14 protein-coding genes are annotated in these 17,362 nt (G+C 37.0%); 9 read left to right on the top strand and 5 right to left on the bottom strand.

The genetic code is table 11. The annotated features are described in order from the left end of the window. Nucleotides 1-99: 99 nt before the first annotated feature. Nucleotides 100-3,189, bottom strand: coding sequence for an efflux RND transporter permease subunit (locus tag ACQKNX_RS14665; RefSeq protein ID WP_427429508.1), 3,090 nt, complete (start codon nucleotides 3,187-3,189; stop codon nucleotides 100-102). 99 nt (nucleotides 3,190-3,288) lie between these two features. Here ACQKNX_RS14665 and ACQKNX_RS14660 point away from each other — a divergent pair, with 99 nt between their 5' ends. Further along, complete coding sequence (locus tag ACQKNX_RS14660) at nucleotides 3,289-4,125, top strand: TetR/AcrR family transcriptional regulator (protein ID WP_427429507.1); 837 nt, start codon at nucleotides 3,289-3,291, stop codon at nucleotides 4,123-4,125. Nucleotides 4,126-4,536: 411 nt separating this feature from the next. Here the strand turns inward: ACQKNX_RS14660 and rnjA are convergent, their stop codons facing one another. Continuing rightward, the gene (rnjA, locus tag ACQKNX_RS14655; RefSeq protein ID WP_427429506.1) at nucleotides 4,537-6,204 is read right to left on the bottom strand and encodes a ribonuclease J1; all 1,668 of its coding nucleotides are present in this window, start codon (nucleotides 6,202-6,204) and stop codon (nucleotides 4,537-4,539) included. Nucleotides 6,205-6,209: 5 nt separating this feature from the next. Continuing rightward, a complete protein-coding gene (locus ACQKNX_RS14650; protein WP_427429505.1) occupies nucleotides 6,210-6,419 on the bottom strand; it encodes a DNA-dependent RNA polymerase subunit epsilon in 210 nt (69 codons plus the stop codon). 434 nt (nucleotides 6,420-6,853) lie between these two features. On the opposite strand from ACQKNX_RS14650, the gene ACQKNX_RS14645 reads away from it, so the two are divergent. Then, nucleotides 6,854-7,624, top strand: a complete 771-nt coding sequence (locus tag ACQKNX_RS14645) for a Cof-type HAD-IIB family hydrolase (protein ID WP_427429504.1) — start codon at nucleotides 6,854-6,856, stop codon at nucleotides 7,622-7,624. 178 nt (nucleotides 7,625-7,802) lie between these two features. Here the strand turns inward: ACQKNX_RS14645 and ACQKNX_RS14640 are convergent, their stop codons facing one another. Continuing rightward, nucleotides 7,803-8,567, bottom strand: a complete 765-nt coding sequence (locus ACQKNX_RS14640) for a DeoR/GlpR family DNA-binding transcription regulator (protein WP_427429503.1) — start codon at nucleotides 8,565-8,567, stop codon at nucleotides 7,803-7,805. A gap of 147 nt (nucleotides 8,568-8,714) precedes the next feature. Between ACQKNX_RS14640 and ACQKNX_RS14635 the strand changes: the two genes are divergently transcribed. From ACQKNX_RS14635 to phnX, 5 genes are read left to right on the top strand one after another with little or no spacing between them, the layout of a single operon-like run. Continuing rightward, nucleotides 8,715-9,467 carry an ABC transporter ATP-binding protein gene (locus ACQKNX_RS14635; RefSeq protein WP_427429502.1) on the top strand — a complete coding sequence of 251 codons (753 nt, stop codon included), beginning with the start codon at nucleotides 8,715-8,717 and terminating at the stop codon, nucleotides 9,465-9,467. Next, complete coding sequence (locus tag ACQKNX_RS14630) at nucleotides 9,460-11,088, top strand: ABC transporter permease subunit (RefSeq protein ID WP_427429501.1); 1,629 nt, start codon at nucleotides 9,460-9,462, stop codon at nucleotides 11,086-11,088. The genes ACQKNX_RS14635 and ACQKNX_RS14630 overlap by 8 nt, the downstream gene beginning before the upstream one ends. Beyond that, nucleotides 11,088-12,071 (top strand): extracellular solute-binding protein, encoded by a 984-nt coding sequence (locus tag ACQKNX_RS14625; RefSeq protein WP_427429500.1) that lies wholly within the window; start codon nucleotides 11,088-11,090, stop codon nucleotides 12,069-12,071. Before ACQKNX_RS14630 ends, ACQKNX_RS14625 begins: the two co-directional genes overlap by 1 nt. Nucleotides 12,072-12,085: 14 nt before the next feature. Continuing rightward, nucleotides 12,086-13,186: a 2-aminoethylphosphonate--pyruvate transaminase gene (phnW, locus tag ACQKNX_RS14620; protein ID WP_427429499.1), complete on the top strand. Its 1,101-nt coding sequence runs from the start codon at nucleotides 12,086-12,088 to the stop codon at nucleotides 13,184-13,186. After that, nucleotides 13,176-13,964, top strand: a complete 789-nt coding sequence (gene phnX / locus ACQKNX_RS14615; protein ID WP_427429498.1) for a phosphonoacetaldehyde hydrolase — start codon at nucleotides 13,176-13,178, stop codon at nucleotides 13,962-13,964. Before phnW ends, phnX begins: the two co-directional genes overlap by 11 nt. A 326-nt stretch (nucleotides 13,965-14,290) precedes the next feature. Here phnX and def read toward each other — a convergent pair whose 3' ends face one another. Then, on the bottom strand, nucleotides 14,291-14,848 hold the full coding sequence (gene def / locus ACQKNX_RS14610) for a peptide deformylase (RefSeq protein WP_340826072.1): 558 nt from the start codon (nucleotides 14,846-14,848) through the stop codon (nucleotides 14,291-14,293). A 395-nt stretch (nucleotides 14,849-15,243) separates the two neighbouring features. Here def and pdhA point away from each other — a divergent pair, with 395 nt between their 5' ends. Further along, nucleotides 15,244-16,359: a pyruvate dehydrogenase (acetyl-transferring) E1 component subunit alpha gene (gene pdhA / locus ACQKNX_RS14605; RefSeq protein WP_427429497.1), complete on the top strand. Its 1,116-nt coding sequence runs from the start codon at nucleotides 15,244-15,246 to the stop codon at nucleotides 16,357-16,359. Between the two features lie 3 nt (nucleotides 16,360-16,362). Further along, nucleotides 16,363-17,340: an alpha-ketoacid dehydrogenase subunit beta gene (locus ACQKNX_RS14600; protein ID WP_173477915.1), complete on the top strand. Its 978-nt coding sequence runs from the start codon at nucleotides 16,363-16,365 to the stop codon at nucleotides 17,338-17,340. The last annotated feature ends 22 nt before the right edge of the window (nucleotides 17,341-17,362 follow it).

Raw genomic sequence — 17,362 nt, 5'->3', positions numbered from 1 at the left:
ACGTGAAAAGGGAGCTTCTAAATCAAAAATCAATGGTTACGAAGACGATAAAAAAGGGCACGCCATTATGGGGTGCCCTTTTAGCATTGCGACTATTAATTAATTTTCTTCCATATCTTTACGGTTTTTCTTTAACATTTTTGATAGCATTTCATACACAATTGGTACGACTACTAATGTTAATAATGTTGAAGATAATAAACCACCGATTACTGTAATTGCAAGGTCTTTTGAAATTAATCCGCTACCACCATTACCTAGTGCCATTGGAATCATCGCGCCAATCGTTGCAATTGCAGTCATTAAAATTGGACGTAGACGCGTTGCACCTGCTTCTAAAATTGCTTCACGCATACCCAGTCCATCACGTTCCATATGGATAATGCGGTCGACAAGTACAATGGCATTTGTGACAACGATACCTATTAGCATTAATAGACCCATCATAACTGAAACAGAAATCGTTTGATTCGTTACATATAAGCCAACAAATGCACCGATTACCGCAAACGGTAATGAGAAGAGGATAGCAAATGGTGCTAAACCTTCACCAAACGTTACGACAAGAATAAAGTAAACGATGGCAATTGCTGCTAACATAGCAATTCCAAGTTGTGTGAATGTTTCTTGCATATCTGCTGCTACACCTGATACGCCTGTTGTCACACCTTTAGGTAAGTCTAACTTATCGATTTTTTTATCAGCTGCAGAAGTTGCTTTTGAAATATCATCGCCAATAATTGTGGCAGATACTGTTGCGAAGTATTCACCTTTTGAGCGTGATAACGAATTAAGCGTTGTTCCTTCTTCAACATCTACTAATTCACCGATTGTCATCGTTGTACCTAAAGCTGTTTTAATTTCAGTTTTTAAAATGTCATCGATTGATAAAGCTGCTGCTTTTGCATCGCGTTTTACTATGACATTAATGTCTTTACCATCACGTTCAACTGTTGTTAACACTTCTTGTGATGCTGAAGAATTTAAAGCCATGACGATTTGGGCAGTCGTTAAACCATATTGTAAAACATTTTTTTGCTCTACTTTTAAGACATGCTCTACATAAGGGTCTTCATAGTCGGATTTAACATCCTCTAAACCATCAACATCTTTTAATGTACCTTCAACGTCTTTTACAGCGCTACGTAGATTATCTAAGTTTTCACTGTATAATGTGTAGCTGACTTCATTTGAAGACATAGACATTGATGTGAAGTTTTGGCTTTTCCATTCACCCGATTGGTCAATGTTAAATACATAGTCTTCCACTTCTTCACGTGCTGCAGGGAAGTCTTTCATGTCTGGGTCAAAGATTAGGTACATTAATGCACCACCAGCTCCACCGCCCATCATCATTGCTGCTGGATCTGCATTTGTAGCATCTGTAATAGAGACTTGTAAAATATCAATATCTTTACGTTTCATTAATTCTTTTTCGACTGTTGCCACATTTGCTTCTGTTTCATCATTTAACTCACCAGTACCAGGTGTATATGTTAAATACATTACCTTTTCCTCTTGAGATCCCATGAAACTAAAGCCGATTAATGGTGTGAGGGCAAGTGAGCCAACAAGCATTAATATCGCAATCGTAGAAGTAATAATTTTATGATTTAACGCTTTCTCTAATACACCTCTGTACCAAGTAGCTAATTTACCAACTTCTTGATGTTGGCTTTCCTTTTTCTCTCCATAGATTTTTTTACGGAATAAGAAATGAGATAAAGCTGGTACAATTGTAATCGCTACTAATAGTGACGCGCCTAAAGCAAATGTCATCGTTAATGCGAATGGCATGAATAATTCACCAACCATACCACCTACAAACATAAGTGGCGCAAATACCGCTACAGTAACTAATGTAGAAGACAAGATTGGTTTAAACATTTCAATTGTCGCTTCACGAATAAGTGCGCGACCCGTTAATTTTTCTTGTTTCAAATGGATGCGTCGATAAATATTTTCTACTACGACTATGGAGTCATCAATAACGCGCCCAATGGCAACGGTGATTGCACCAAGTGTCATAATATTTAATGTAATATTCATCCAGTTCAATAATAGTAAAGCCATGAAAACAGAAACTGGAATAGAAATAATTGAAATAATTGTTGATTTGAAATCGCGTAAGAATAGTAAAATAATTAATACAGCAATTGCGCCACCGAATACTGCTTTTTCAATCATTGTGAAGACTGAATCTTCAATTGGAGCACCTTGGTCAAGTGAGATATCCACTTTTAAGCCGTCAATTCTTTTTTCTTCATCTTTAATCAGATCTTTTACAGCATTTACAACAGTTACTGTATTTGCATCTTGACCTTTTACGATTTGAATCGCAATGGCATCTTTACCATTTGTGCGTGAAACAGATTGTACTTTACCTTCTACTTCAATCGTGGCAATATCACCTAAGCGCACGAAAGGAGAAGGTTGTGTTGCTGAAGGTGTGACTGGTATTAATAAATCTTTTAATTCGTCGATAGATTTAACTTTACCATCTACGGAAACCGCTTGTTCTCCAACAGTAAATTGATATAAACCAAGCGATAATGACATATCACTTGCTTGAATCATTTGCTTGACGGTATCCTCTGTTAAGCCGAGAGCAGCCATTTTTTCTTCGTCATATTTAAAGGAAACTTGTTCAATATGTTGACCTGTAATAGTTGCTGAAGCAACACCGTCGATTTTTTCGATTTTAGGAAGTAATAAATCTTCTACTGTTGATGTTAGTTCAACTATATCTTCCTTAGAGCTACTTACTGATAATGCGACAACAGGCATCATGTTCATACTAATTGCCATAATTGTAGGTTCTTGTGCACCCTCAGGGAGTTTCACATTATCTAAAGCTGACTCTAACTGGCGTTTTTTCTCATCCATATCAATGCCGTAGTCATATTCAACTTGAACTTGTGCAATGTTGGATGAAGAAGTAGAATAAACTGCCTTAACATCCTCTAAACTTTCGATTGATTTTTCAAATGGAATGGAAAGTTCATTCATGACTTGTTCAGGCGTTGCACCTGGATAAACGCCCATTACAATTAAGTATGGAATCGATATATCAGGGATTGATTCCATTTTCATTCTTGTACCTGAATAAATACCTGAGACAGTGATGATAATTGTTAATAACCACACTGCCAATTTGTTCTTCAATACAAAATTAACTAAACCTTTCACCTTCACACCTACCCTTTATTGACTTACTAGATTCAATTATTTATAATAATGACTAATCGGTCATTTGTCAATGAAATGCATTAGGAGAGATTTGAAAATATGTCAAAAAAGCAACTGATTATGGAGAAAGCATTAGAGCTGTTTTCTGAACAAGGCTTTGAAGCAACATCTGTACAGCAAATTACAGAGCGCTGTGGGATTTCTAAAGGGGCATTTTATTTGTCTTTTAAAACAAAAGATGAACTTCTTTTTTCTATGGTTGACTACTACCTACAGCAATTTATAGCGGATATTGACCAAGTAGTCAGAAACAAGAACAAAAAAGATGTAGTGTTGGTAGATTTTTATAAAGGTATTTTTCAAACGTTTAAAAAACATTCAGCTTCTTCGCGTGTGTTTTTTAATGAAAAGGTATTTCTTACAAAAAAAGAGTTGTTTCATAAAGTGAGTGCCTATGAAGCAGACATGTCGAAGGCGATCGTCAGTATGCTTGAACAGCTTTATCGAGACGAGCTGCAAGAAACGAAATATGATGTGATGTATTGTGTCAAAGGATTTATGAAAAGTTATGCCGAGTTGTTTATGTTTTCAGATATGCCGCTCGATTTAGATCAATTAGCTAAATCTTTAGCGGAAAAGACGGATATCATTGCCCGACATACGACAATTCCTTTTATTACCGAAGAACTTGTTCAATTAATGACCAGACCATGTAATCAGGAAATCATTACACGGGAATCATTATTACAACTAATCGAACAAAACATCCATAATTTAGAGCCATCTATTGAACGGGAATCATTGGAGCTTTTAAAAAATCAAATAGAGCACCAAACATACAGTAAACCGATTATAAAAGGGTTGATTGAAAATATCCGTTTACAGCCAGGATGTCAATGGATTGCATATGTATTAGAGAAATATTTCCAATTTTAAGCAATGGAATAGAATTGTTCACAAGGAAGGCATAGTGGACGATTCTATTTTTTTGAACTTGTATTCAAAAGAATGTTTCTTTTCGAAAAGGGGGAAAGGAATCGTGTTGTTATTACTATATACGTAATTTGTTAAAGGAGGTTTCAATATTTTAGAAATTTATTAAATCAAATTAAAACTGAAACAAAAAAAGCTAACTCTAGCTTGCAAAGGCAAAAAAAGCTCGTCACGTAATAAATATTGCTGGTAAGTGTGTGTATTCTAAATGTAAGGAGGTTAAACGCCATCCTTCAAAATTAAAGTGGGGGAGCTTAGCCTTTTACAAAACTCTATAATTTTATGCAAATAAAATAGAATGTATTTACATAAAAAAAGCTACGCAAATAATGCGTAGCTTCTTAATTTAAAAGTTTATACTTCCATAATAATCGGTAAAATCATCGGACGACGTTTAGTTTTCTCAAATAAGTAAGGTCCTAAAACATCCGTAATTTCATTTTTAAGTTCTGTCCATTGTGGCGTTTTGCTTTGAATTGTTTCGTTAAGATGACGGTTCAGCATTTTTTGTGCTTCATTAATCATTGTACCTGATTCACGCATATAGACAAAGCCACGTGAAATAATATCAGGACCTGAAACAATTTTTTGCTTTTCCATATCTACGCTCACAACCACTATTACTAAACCTTCTTCAGAAAGTATACGGCGGTCGCGTAGTACAATATTGCCAATATCTCCAATGCCATTACCATCAATATAGACATCACCAGAAGGGATGCGACCTGCAACATGTGCTTCATTTGCACTTAATGCCAGTACATCACCATTTTCCATAACGAAAGTATTTTCAAGTGGAACATCACAATCTTCTGCTAAATGCGTATGCATTTTTAACATACGGAATTCCCCATGGATAGGCATAAAGAATTTTGGCTTCATTAGTCGTAACATTAGCTTTTGTTCTTCTTGCGATCCGTGACCAGATGTATGGATGTTATTTAATGCACCGTGAATAACTTCAGCGCCAGCACGGAAAAGTAAATTAATGATTTTATTTACGCTAACCGTATTACCTGGTACAGGTGAAGAAGAGAAGATAACTGTATCCCCAGGCTGGATTTGAATTTGACGGTGTGTACCATTGGCAATACGAGATAGTGCTGCCATTGGTTCACCTTGAGAGCCTGTACATAAAATCATCACTTCGTTGGCAGGTAAACGGTTAATGCTTTGGGCATCAATAAATGTATCTTTTGGTGCGTTAATGTAGCCAAGTTCACGACCGATTGTAATGGCATTATCCATAGATCGACCGAATACAGCGATTTTTCGTCCGTACTTAATGGCAGCATCTGTTGCTTGCTGTAAGCGATGAATATTTGAAGCGAATGTTGCGAAAATAATACGACTATCAACCTTGCGGAAGATTTCGTCAATACTTTTCCCAACTGTACGTTCAGACATTGTGAAATTTGGTTTTTCAGCATTTGTACTATCAGATAGTAAGCACAGCACACCGTCACGACCGATTTCAGCCATTTTTGTTAAGTTTGCTGGCTCGCCTACAGGAGTAAAGTCGAATTTAAAGTCACCTGTATGCACGATATTGCCAGGAGGTGTTTTTACGACGATACCATAAGCATCTGGAATACTATGCGTTGTTCTAAAGAAGCTTACAGATGTTTTTCTAAATTTAATAACATCATCTTCTTTAATTTCGATTAGTTTAGTTGTACGTAGTAAACCATGCTCTTCAAGTTTGTTGCGCAATAAGCCAAGTGCAAGCTTACCACCATAAACAGGAACATTCACTTGACGTAGTAAATAAGGGATACCACCGATATGGTCTTCGTGTCCGTGTGTTATAAATAACCCTTTAATTTTATCGACGTTTCGTACTAAATACGTGTAATCAGGAATAACATAGTCAATTCCGAGTAAATCGTCTTCTGGAAATTTTATTCCGGCGTCAATTAAGATGATTTCATCTTGAAATTGTACGCCGTAAGTGTTTTTGCCGATTTCGCCCAGTCCGCCGAGCGCGAAAACAGCTGCTTGGTCATTTTTAACAAACTTCATGTTTGTTAAATTTCCTCCAAGATAAAGTTCGGGCTTGCTTGTTCGTAGTCTAAATAGTTACCTTCAAGCAGTTGAATGAACTCAATGTTGTAATGACGGTCTTGTAACTTTTCACGTACTTCACGTTCTGAAGCAGCTTCAAGATATAGACTTTTAGTGTTTTCGCGAACTGGAATCTCATTTTCTTTTTCTTGATAATAAACTTTGTAAATCATAGTTTGCTCTCCTTTGATTGCGTACATTATTATTGCAGATTTGGCTATTACCACACACGTACTACAAGAAAAAACCGCGAATTTCTAGTATACTTCAAACTAATAAAGAAATGAGCGTTTGAATTTCTTGTATCTCAATACTTTAATCTTGCACTTTTCATAAAGGCAATGAGACAGTGGTTGCGCATAGACAAATAAATGCATTTCCTTTATATTATCACGCGGCTACTCTAAAATAAAGAAAAGCCCTTCAAATAATGAAGGGCAAATGTTAGGCAATTGATTTTTTTCCGAGTACGCCGCGAAGTTGCTTCAACAATTTTTGCTTTAGTTTCTTCAACATGGCACATCACTCCTTAGGATCATTATAATTAAAAACGATGCCTGTGTAAAGTATTTTGCCTTTGCAACAACAAAAAGAAAGGAATTATAAAATGAATAAAATTTTATTTTTTGATGTAGATGGAACACTTTATAACAGTGAAAAAATATTGCCAGCTTCAGCAAAGGAAGCGTTATTTGAAGCACGTCGTAAAGGCTATGAGATTGCAATTGCCACTGGACGTGCACCGTTTATGATTCAAGCATTGTTAAAAGAGCTTGATATTAATACGTATGTGACCTTCAATGGACAGTACGTTGTTTATCGTGGCGAGGTTGTCTATACAAATGGTGTTGAAAAAGATGAGTTAGCGGAAATTATTGCCTTTGGTGAAGCGCGAAATGAACCAGTTGTTTTTTTGGACGACAAGCGAATGATCGCGTCAGTTGGAGGGCATAACATGGTATCCGAAAGTCTCGATACTTTAAAATACCCATATCCAGAACTAGACTCATCTTATTATATGCAGAACGATGTTTATCAAACACTGATCTTTATGGAAGAGAAAGATGAACATTTGTATTACGAAGCTTTTCCAAATGTCCAGTTTGTACGTTGGCATCAATATTCTTGTGATATTTTGCCTAAAGGTGGCTCGAAAGCTGCAGGAATCGAAAAAGTGCTCATAAAAATGGACCTAACATTAGATGATGCAATTGCTTTTGGTGATGGTATTAATGATATTGAAATGTTAGAGGCTGTTGGTACGAGCATAGCGATGGGGAATGGCCATGAAAGAGTAAAGGCAGTTGCCTCCCATATTACAGACCATGTAGATGCAGACGGACTTGCGAAAGCGATGCGTTACCTAAAAATTATATAAGTGCCAGGCACCCAAACAATTCTGAATTTTACCCATAGAATATATTTAAAAATCTATAAGACTCCTGCGGGAACGCACGAAACGTAAGTCGTAACAATCTGCGCGATAGCGAGGGTTGCGGCTTACGTCGTGCCCGCTAGAGTGCCAGGCACCCGAACAATTCTGAATTTTTTACACTTTAGGACCCGACCTCAACAATCTCCAGCTTAATTCCTGCGTCAGTATACTGCTTTAGAGTCTCTTTAGAGAGCTTGTTATCGGTAATAATCTTGTCGACCTGATCTAACAGGCACACTTGAATTGCGACATCTTTATTAAATTTAGAAGAATCCGTTGCAACATAAACTGTTTGCGATATATTAATGAGCTGTTTCCTCGTCATCGCCTCTTCTAGACTGAAATCGGATATTCCTTTTTCAAGCGTTACTCCACTTGCGCATATAAACGCCTTATTAATATTTAGATGCTCGAATCGGAAAAGAAAATCATTAGAAGTGACCGACTTTTCTGAATGACGTATCTTCCCGCCTATAATCATTACTTCAATATTAGAGCCGATTAAATCAAATGCCACAGGTAGAGAATTCGTAACAACTGTTAGTTTTTCTTTTCCTAAAAGAAATGGCGTCATCTGATAGGTTGTTGTACCACTATCAATAAATATGCAATCACCATCATCTACTAAAGATGCGCAAGTTTTTGCAATCGCAATTTTTTCTGTTAGTTGCTGCGTTAATCGATTGTCCATTAGCCCTTCGACAGGTTCAATATATTTTACGCCCCCATAAAACTTCTCAATTTTCTTCTCTTGCACAAGTAATTGAATATCTCTTCGGATAGTTTCCATTGATACATTGAATTCTTTTGTCAAGGTAACTAATTTCACTACCTTGTTATTGCGCACGTATTGCAAAATATGTTGCTGCCTTTCTAATGTATACATTTAATCACCTCTATTTGTTATTTACTCAAAGTGGTAACAACTTTGTCAACAGTTTGTCAGAATTTACTCAACATTTACACAAACATGTTATTTGCCTTTACAAATTGCCACTATACTGTGAGTAACAACTCAAAAGGAGTGAGCGATTTGTTGGAACTAAGAAATATTTCAAAAAGCTATAAAAATAAAAAAGTTTTAAAAGATATAAATTTAACGATTGGCTCTGGAGAAATAGTTTCTTTATTGGGGCCGAGTGGTTGTGGCAAAACAACATTACTCAACATTGTTCTAGGTCTTACAGAGCAAACGAATGGGCAACTTTTTTACAATGGACAAGATATATCGAAACAATCCATGCAGGAACGGGGATTTAATATCGTTTTCCAAGATTTCGCGTTGTTCCCACATTTAAATGCTTACGACAATATCGTATATGGCTTAAAAAATAAAAAACAGCAAATGACAAAAGACGAGATACAAGAGTATGTTGATTTTTTAGAATTAGCCCCACATTTACATAAGAAGATTCACGAATTATCAGGTGGGCAGAAACAACGTGTATCAATTGCTAGAACACTCGTGATGCAACCGAAAATATTATTACTAGATGAACCATTAAGTGCGCTTGATGGGGTAATCAAGGAATCGATTAAAGAGCGTATTAAATCGATTGCACGGCAATTTAATCTAACGACAATTATCGTGACGCATGATCCTGAAGAGGCGCTTACGTTATCAGATAAAGTACTAATTATTAATGAGGGCACTGTTTCACAATATGGTACACCTCATGAAATATTAAAAACACCAAAAAATCAATTTATCGAAGACTTTATCTTAAGGCAACTTCACATAAAACGTCATAACATTTACCAGCTGTTTGGAGAATCCTATGCTTAAAACTAATAAAATGGTGAAAATTTTGTTTATGCCCGTTGCATTCTTTTTTCTCTTCTTTTTAATTGTGCCTTTACTTTATATGTTTTGGCAGTCCTTGAAAAAAGGCAATAGCATAACGTTACGAAACTATGTAGAAGCATTACAGAGCGTTGAAATACGTGAAGCTTTTCTCAATAGTTTTCAAGTGTCATTTGTAGCTGCTATTATCACAACTTGTTTAGCGTTTGCATTGGCTTATGCATTACATTTTACGACGATGAATCAGTTTGTAAAAAAACTAGTACATGTAGGGGTAACATTGCCGATGTTGTTGCCGACAATCACCTATGGATTTGTACTGATTTATACATTTGGTAATCAAGGCATTATTACAAAAATAGTAGGTCAGCCTATAGTGACTATTTATGGATTTAATGGATTGTTAATTGGCTATGTGCTCTACACATTACCTGTTGCCTTTATTTTGATGCAAAATTCCATGCAGTACATCGATAAACGGTTTTTGCTCGTTTCTATGCTAATGCATGATAAACCGTCACGTCGATTTTACCATACCGTACTTCGTCCAATGATAGGAACTATTGGTGGAGCTTTTATATTAACGTTTATTTTAAGCTTTACGGACTTTGGAATACCAGCATCGGTAGGTGGCACTTATAAAGTGATCGCTACAGAGCTTTATCAAGCGATGCTTGGCTCTATTGTGCGGTTTGAGCAAGGTGCGGTAATTTCTGTATTGATGCTTGTGCCTGCTGTACTTGGTATCGTGATGTTAAGTTTGCTAGATCGATTTAATTTTCAATACAAGCACGCTAGTCAAAGTGAGCTAGTAGTACATCGTTTGCGCGATAGTACATTTACAGTTTTTTCATTACTATGTGTGAGTTCGATTTTTATCATCTTCTCGACAATGTTCATCGTGCCATTTACAAAAGGGTATCCATATGACTTTAGCTTCACATTGGAACATGTGCAAAATGTTTTAGCAGAAAAAAATTTAACTAGAGTTTATTTGAATTCACTCATCGTTGCTTTCTGTACAGCCGTTTTAGGTGTTTGTATAGCATTTGTCTCAGCTCTTCTAAATGTCAGAACGCCACTGAAAGGCAGGAAAACGATAGATATTATGTCAATGGTTACGAACACCGTGCCGGGGATGGTTCTTGGTCTTTCTTATTTATTTTTCTTTAATGGAAGTTCGCTAAAGGGGACCTTCTTCATTATTATTGCCTATACTGTCGTTCATTTTTTTACAACACCGTATTTGATGGCGAAAAACTCCTTGCAAAAAATGGACCCTACATGGGAAGTAACGGGGGAATTGCTAAAAGACTCATGGATTCAAACAGTGGTACGCGTTATTTTACCAAATATCCGCCCTACTATTTTTCAAATGTTTAGCTACTATTTTTTAAATGCCATGGTGACTGTTAGTGGGGTAATTTTCCTTGTTAGTACGAAAACAATGCTTGTCTCCACGCGCATAAAAGAACTTCAGCATTTTGCGAAGTATACAGATATTTTTGTTCTCTCCATTTTTATTTTATGCACTAACCTCATTGTGAAATTAGGTTGTGACTATATAACAACAACTAAAGAAAAGGGTAAGGAGATGGAATGATGAAAAAGTCAACAATCATGATGTTAGGTACTGTTAGTTCTGCAATTGTATTAGCTGCATGTGGCAGTGCAGAGGCCGATGCAAACAAACAGGTAATCATTTATTCGAATGCAGATGATGAAGCAATTGAGGTAATGCAAGAAACGTTAGATAAAAAAGGCTATGAAGGGCAGTATATAATCCAATCATTTGGTACGTCTGAATTAGGTGGAAAAATGATGGCAGAAGGAACTGATATTGAAGCGGATGTTGTAACGATAGCTTCGTATTTTATAGAAAGTGCTCAAACATCAAAATCCATGTTTGTCGAACTTCCCTCTGACTTAAAGCCAATAGATGGTGGATCATCCTATGCATTACCGATTTTAGGGAATGTAGGATCAATTTTTATCAATACAGATTTATTGGCACAAAAAGGGCTACCTGTCCCGAAAACAATAAAGGATTTAACGAACCCTGAATTTAAAGATTTAGTTTCATTTCCTAATATTCTAGATTCATCTACAGGTTGGTTATTAGTACAAGCGATTATGAATGAATACGGAGAACAAGAAGGGAAGAAAGTATTAGCGGATTTAATTAAAAATGCTGGTCCTCATATTGAAAGTTCTGGCTCTGGTCCTATTAAAAAGGTGAAAACAGGTGAAGTGGCAGCTGGGTTCGGGTTACGTATTCAAGCAATTGATGCAAAAAATGAGGGCTTACCAATTGACTATATTGACCCAACTGAAGGCAACTTTACGTTAACAGAATCTGTAGCTGTTGTAGATAAAGAGGGCGATGAAGCGTTGGCAATTGAAATGGCAAAGGTAATTGCGACAGAGGCACGAGCAGATTTGTTGAAACAATATCCGGTAGCGCTTTATGAAGGTGAGCAAGTAGATGATGAATACGTACCACAGTATTTGAAAAAGTGGGATACGACTTTAACTGTCGATTTATTAGAAAAACATCAAGCATTCTTTAAAGAAGCACAACAATAAAGGGGCGTAATGACATGAATAACTACAAATTATTAACACCAGGACCATTAACAACAACAGAAGCAGTAAAAAAGGAGATGTTAATGGATCGCTGTACATGGGATGACGACTACAAGCAAGTCACACAAACAATACGTAAAAGACTAGTAGAATTAGCGCAAGTGGATGAAACAAATTATTCAGCAGTACTAATGCAAGGAAGTGGTAGCTTCGTTGTTGAGTCTGTACTTACAACTACTATTTGTGACCTTGATAAAGTCCTTATTTTAACGAATGGTGCATATGGAGAACGTATCGTAGAAATGGCGAAAGCACTTCAGTTACAGCACATCGTTTATTGTGTGCCATATAATGAGCAACCATCGCCGCTAGAAGTGCGCACTATTTTAGAAAACGATGCTACCATTACTCATGTAGCGGTAGTACATTGTGAGACGACAACGGGAATTTTAAATCCTATTGATGAAATAGGACAAGTCGTTCATTCGTTCAATAAAACATTTATTGTAGATGCGATGAGTAGCTTTGGTGGTGTGCCGATGGATTTGTCAAACGGTCAAATTGACTTTTTAATCAGTAGTGCTAACAAATGTATTCAAGGCGTTCCTGGTTTTGGATTTGTCATTGCGAAAATTGAAGCGTTAGAAAAATGTAAAGGTATAGCCAAAAGTGTTGCGTTAGATCTATACAGCCAATGGCAAGTGATGAAAGTGGATGGGAAATGGCGTTTTACATCACCGACACATGTTGTGGCGGCATTTGCGAAAGCACTTGAGGAACTTGCTGAAGAAGGCGGAATTGAGGCGCGCTACAAACGCTATGCAAAAAACAATCAAATATTGCGTGAAAGATTATCGCGATGTGGATTTAAGGCCTACATTTCTGAGGAAGTTCAATCACCTATTATTACAACGTTTTTATATCCAAATGAAGCATTTTCTTTCGATCATTTCTATCATGAGATGAAACAAGCTGGCTTTGTCATTTATCCAGGGAAATTAACTGAATTCGATACATTCCGAATTGGCAATATCGGGGATGTTCACGAGGAAGATATTAATACATTATGCAATGTTATTGAAAACTATATGGCGGTGAAAAATAATGAAAATTGAAGCGGTAATTTTAGATTGGGCAGGTACGGCGGTTGACTTCGGATGTTTTGCTCCAGTAAATGTTTTTCTAACAATTTTTGAAGATGCAGGTGTAACGGTGACGCTGGAAGAAGCGCGTAAACCTATGGGAATGTTAAAAATTGACCATATTCGAACAATGCTTGAAATGACTAGAATAAGTGAGGCTTGGGAACAAGTGTATGGACGCGCATATACAGAACAAGATGTCCAAGCGTTATATTCACAGTTTGAAACGAAGCTAATGGAATCACTAGCTATGTACACCGATCCAATCCCACATGTAATAGAAACGGTTAATCATTTAAAACAGGCAGGAATAAGTATAGGCTCTACAACAGGCTATACTAAAACTATGATGGAAGTAGTGACTCATCACGCTCAGGAAAAAGGGTATAAGCCTGACTTTTTAGTCACGCCAACTGACGTAGGAGATAAAGGGCGTCCGTATCCTTATATGATTTTCAGAAATATTGAGGAGCTTGGTGTAAAAGCAACAAAGCAAATTGTTAAAGTTGGGGATACTACTTCAGATATTCAAGAGGCACTAAATGCTGGAGTTTGGGCTGTCGGTGTCATCATCGGTAGTTCAGAAATGGGTTTAACGGAACAGGAATTTATGGGCTTATCTGATGATGAGCAAGTCGCTGTAATCGAAAAAACCAAAGCTATTTTTGAACAAATGGGCGCACATTATACTATCCAAACAATGGAAGAGCTTCCTACGTTAATTGAAACGATTAATGAACGATTAGTTTAAAATAAAGCATTTAGCAAAAATATAAAAGCAAAATGTGTTAGATTGATTGCAGTCAATCTAACACTTTTTGCTATTTCGTTGATGTCCGCTACGGCGGATGCTTTCCGCGGGCACACACGTAAGCCGCAACCGTCGCTATCGCGCCGACTGTTGCGGCTTACGCTGCGTGCGTTCCCGCAGGAGTCACCGCCTTCGCTACCATCAACTAATGCCCTCTGCAAAATATTATCTATTGCAAAAGAGAGGGACTAGCTAAGTTCTTCTTAATAATATTTAATTGACGAACACTTTGCATTTAACGAGTCAGCGTTACGAAGAAGCTTGTCTTAGTCGCGTTCGTACGGTACAGCGTTTGGAATTTCAGCAAACGGATTTTTTTCATTGATACGATCATAAAACATGACGCCATTTAAATGGTCTAATTCATGCTGGAATGCAATAGCTGGTAAGCCTGATAGACGCATTTTTTTCTCTTCACCGTCGATTGTTTTAAATTTCACTGTAATGCGTGCATGACGAGGCACGTAACCAGGTACATTACGATCAACAGATAAGCAGCCTTCGCCGGTAGGCAAGTAGGTATTTTCAACAGAGTGGCTAACAATTTTAGGATTGATAGCAACAAAGCTAAGTTGTTCGCCGTTTTCGTCTTTCAAATGAAGAGCGAACATTCGATGTAGGCTGTTTACTTGATTAGCAGCTAAACCGATGCCACTACGCAAATCATACTTATCAGCTATTTCAGGATCTTGGCTGTTAATTAAAAATTGAAGCATATCTGTAGCAAGCTGTTTTATTTCATCAGTTAAAGGGAATAGAACTTCCTCTGTTTTTGTGCGGAGAGTCGGATGGCCTTCGCGAATAATATCATCCATTAAAATCATGAGTAAATCTTCCTTTCAATCTTTGTATTACCTTACTTATAAGTATACATCACCTATCAAAACATGCACATGAAAAAAGACTTTATTTGAATAAACTTAAAAATATTTTATGTTGCTATTAGATTATAGAGAACTGGGGTATTCTACTATTGGTAATTATGTATTGAAACGTAATGTTTGTGCGCTTGATGAATGTTGTTGTAATACAGATTTTTGGGGTTAGTAATACAGTATAGGACAGTCTGTGGTAATCGTTTTTGTAGAAAAATTCTTTGGTATTGGGCGTAATATATGATTGACCGACAGTATTTTATTCAGTATACTGAGTGCTAAGAATAAGTTGTACTAGTTTAAAAGTGATTTATTTTAATACAGTTGAAAGGGAGATGTGACAAATGAGCAAGAAAAACAATAATATTTTTGATCCAAAACAAACGCTAACTGAAATCGAAGAAAAGTTTGAAATGTTTCAAATTTTGAACGAAGAAGGCGAAATTATAAATGAAGAGGCAGATCCGAAATTATCAGATGAAGAGTTAGTTGAGTTAATGACGCGTATGGTTTATACACGTATTTTAGATCAACGTTCCATTTCTCTTAACCGTCAAGGTCGCTTAGGCTTCTATGCACCAACAGCAGGTCAGGAAGCATCACAACTTGCTTCTCATTATGCATTAGAAAAAGAAGATTGGATTTTACCGGGTTACCGTGATGTTCCACAAATTGTGTGGCATGGTTTACCGTTAGATAAAGCATTTTTATTCTCACGTGGTCACTTCTTAGGAAATCAAGTTCCAGAAGGCGTAAACGTATTAGCTCCACAAATCATTATTGGTGCACAATATATCCAAGCTGCTGGGGTGGCACTTGGTATTAAAAAACGAGGTAAAAAAGCAGTAGCAGTTACTTATACAGGTGATGGTGGGTCATCACAAGGTGATTTCTACGAAGGTTTAAACTTTGCTGGTGCATTTAAAGCGCCTGCAATTTTCATCGTACAAAATAACCAATTCGCGATTTCTACACCACGTGAATTACAAACAGCTGCAAAAACAATTGCACAAAAAGGTATTGCAGCAGGTATTCCAAGTATTTTAGTTGATGGTATGGATGCGCTTGCAGTTTATGTTGCAACTCGTGATGCACGTGAACGCGCAATTAATGGTGAAGGTCCAACTTTCATTGAAACAATGTGTTACCGTTATGGCCCACATACTATGGCTGGGGATGACCCAACACGTTACCGTACATCAGATACAGATAACGAATGGGCTCAAAAAGATCCTCTAGTTCGTTTCCGTAAATACTTAGAGGGTAAAGGTTTATGGGATGAGAAAAAAGAAGAGGCTGTTATCGAGCGCGCGAAAGAAGAAATTAAAGACGCAATCAAAAAAGCTGATGCTGCACCTAAACAAAAAGTTACAGAGTTAATGGAAAATATGTATAAAGGCGAAATGCCATCTAATTTAAAAGAACAGTATGAAATCTACAAAGAGAAGGAGTCGAAATAACTTATGGCACAAATGACGATGATTCAAGCAATTACAGATGCTCTTCGCACAGAATTAAAGAATGATGAAAACGTTCTTTTATTCGGAGAAGATATAGGCGTCAACGGTGGGGTTTTCCGAGCAACTGAAGGCCTACAAAAAGAATTTGGTGTTGACCGTGTATTTGATACACCATTAGCAGAGTCAGGTATCGGTGGGTTAGCGATCGGTCTTTCTCTTCAAGGTTTCCGTCCAGTTCCAGAAATTCAATTTTTCGGTTTCGTATATGAAGTAATGGATTCTATCAGTGGGCAATTAGCACGTTTAAGCTACCGTAGCGGTGGTGTGTACAATGCACCTGTAACAATTCGTTCTCCATTCGGCGGCGGTGTGCATACACCAGAAATGCACTCTGATAGCTTAGAGAGTTTAATGACAGCTCAACCAGGTTTAACAGTAGTTGTACCATCAACACCTTACGATGCTAAAGGTTTACTTATTTCTTCTATTCGCAATGATAATCCAGTTATTTTCTTAGAGCATTTAAAATTATATCGCTCATTCCGTGAAGAAGTACCTGAGGAAGCATACGAAATTCCACTAGGTAAAGCTGATGTAAAACGTGAAGGTAAAGATTTAACAATTGTTGCATATGGCTTAATGGTACACGAAAGCTTAAAGGCTGCAGAAGAACTAGAAAAAGAAGGACATTCTGTAGAAGTTATTGATTTACGTACAATTCAACCAATTGATATTGAAACAATCATTGCGTCAGTTGAGAAAACAGGCCGAGCAATCGTTGTTCAAGAGGCACAAAAACAAGCAGGTATTGCTGCGAATGTTGTCGCTGAAATTACAGAACGTGCAATTTTGAGCTTAGAGGCTCCTGTTCTTCGTGTAGCAGCACCGGATACAGTGTACCCATTCCCACAAGCTGAAGGTGTTTGGTTACCGAATTTTAAAGATGTAATGGAAACAGCGAAAAAAGTTTTAACATTCTAATGTAACTTGCATATTTGAAGAA

The organism is Lysinibacillus sp. NPDC093712, from assembly GCF_050280025.1.
Classification (GTDB): domain Bacteria; phylum Bacillota; class Bacilli; order Bacillales_A; family Planococcaceae; genus Lysinibacillus.
Note: the sequence above shows the minus strand (reverse complement) of the source record. Positions and strands in the feature narration are given on the sequence as shown.

What these genes read in the sequence shown, in the direction of transcription:
- ACQKNX_RS14660 (WP_427429507.1), top strand. Translation starts at nt 3,289, where the DNA reads ATGTCAAAAAAGCAACTGATTATGGAGAAAGCATTAGAGCTGTTTTCT.
- rnjA (WP_427429506.1), bottom strand. Translation starts at nt 6,204, where the DNA reads ATGAAGTTTGTTAAAAATGACCAAGCAGCTGTTTTCGCGCTCGGCGGA.
- ACQKNX_RS14650 (WP_427429505.1), bottom strand. Translation starts at nt 6,419, where the DNA reads ATGATTTACAAAGTTTATTATCAAGAAAAAGAAAATGAGATTCCAGTT.
- ACQKNX_RS14645 (WP_427429504.1), top strand. Translation starts at nt 6,854, where the DNA reads ATGAATAAAATTTTATTTTTTGATGTAGATGGAACACTTTATAACAGT.
- ACQKNX_RS14640 (WP_427429503.1), bottom strand. Translation starts at nt 8,567, where the DNA reads ATGTATACATTAGAAAGGCAGCAACATATTTTGCAATACGTGCGCAAT.
- ACQKNX_RS14630 (WP_427429501.1), top strand. Translation starts at nt 9,460, where the DNA reads ATGCTTAAAACTAATAAAATGGTGAAAATTTTGTTTATGCCCGTTGCA.
- ACQKNX_RS14625 (WP_427429500.1), top strand. Translation starts at nt 11,088, where the DNA reads ATGAAAAAGTCAACAATCATGATGTTAGGTACTGTTAGTTCTGCAATT.
- phnW (WP_427429499.1), top strand. Translation starts at nt 12,086, where the DNA reads ATGAATAACTACAAATTATTAACACCAGGACCATTAACAACAACAGAA.
- phnX (WP_427429498.1), top strand. Translation starts at nt 13,176, where the DNA reads ATGAAAATTGAAGCGGTAATTTTAGATTGGGCAGGTACGGCGGTTGAC.
- def (WP_340826072.1), bottom strand. Translation starts at nt 14,848, where the DNA reads ATGATTTTAATGGATGATATTATTCGCGAAGGCCATCCGACTCTCCGC.
- pdhA (WP_427429497.1), top strand. Translation starts at nt 15,244, where the DNA reads ATGAGCAAGAAAAACAATAATATTTTTGATCCAAAACAAACGCTAACT.
- ACQKNX_RS14600 (WP_173477915.1), top strand. Translation starts at nt 16,363, where the DNA reads ATGGCACAAATGACGATGATTCAAGCAATTACAGATGCTCTTCGCACA.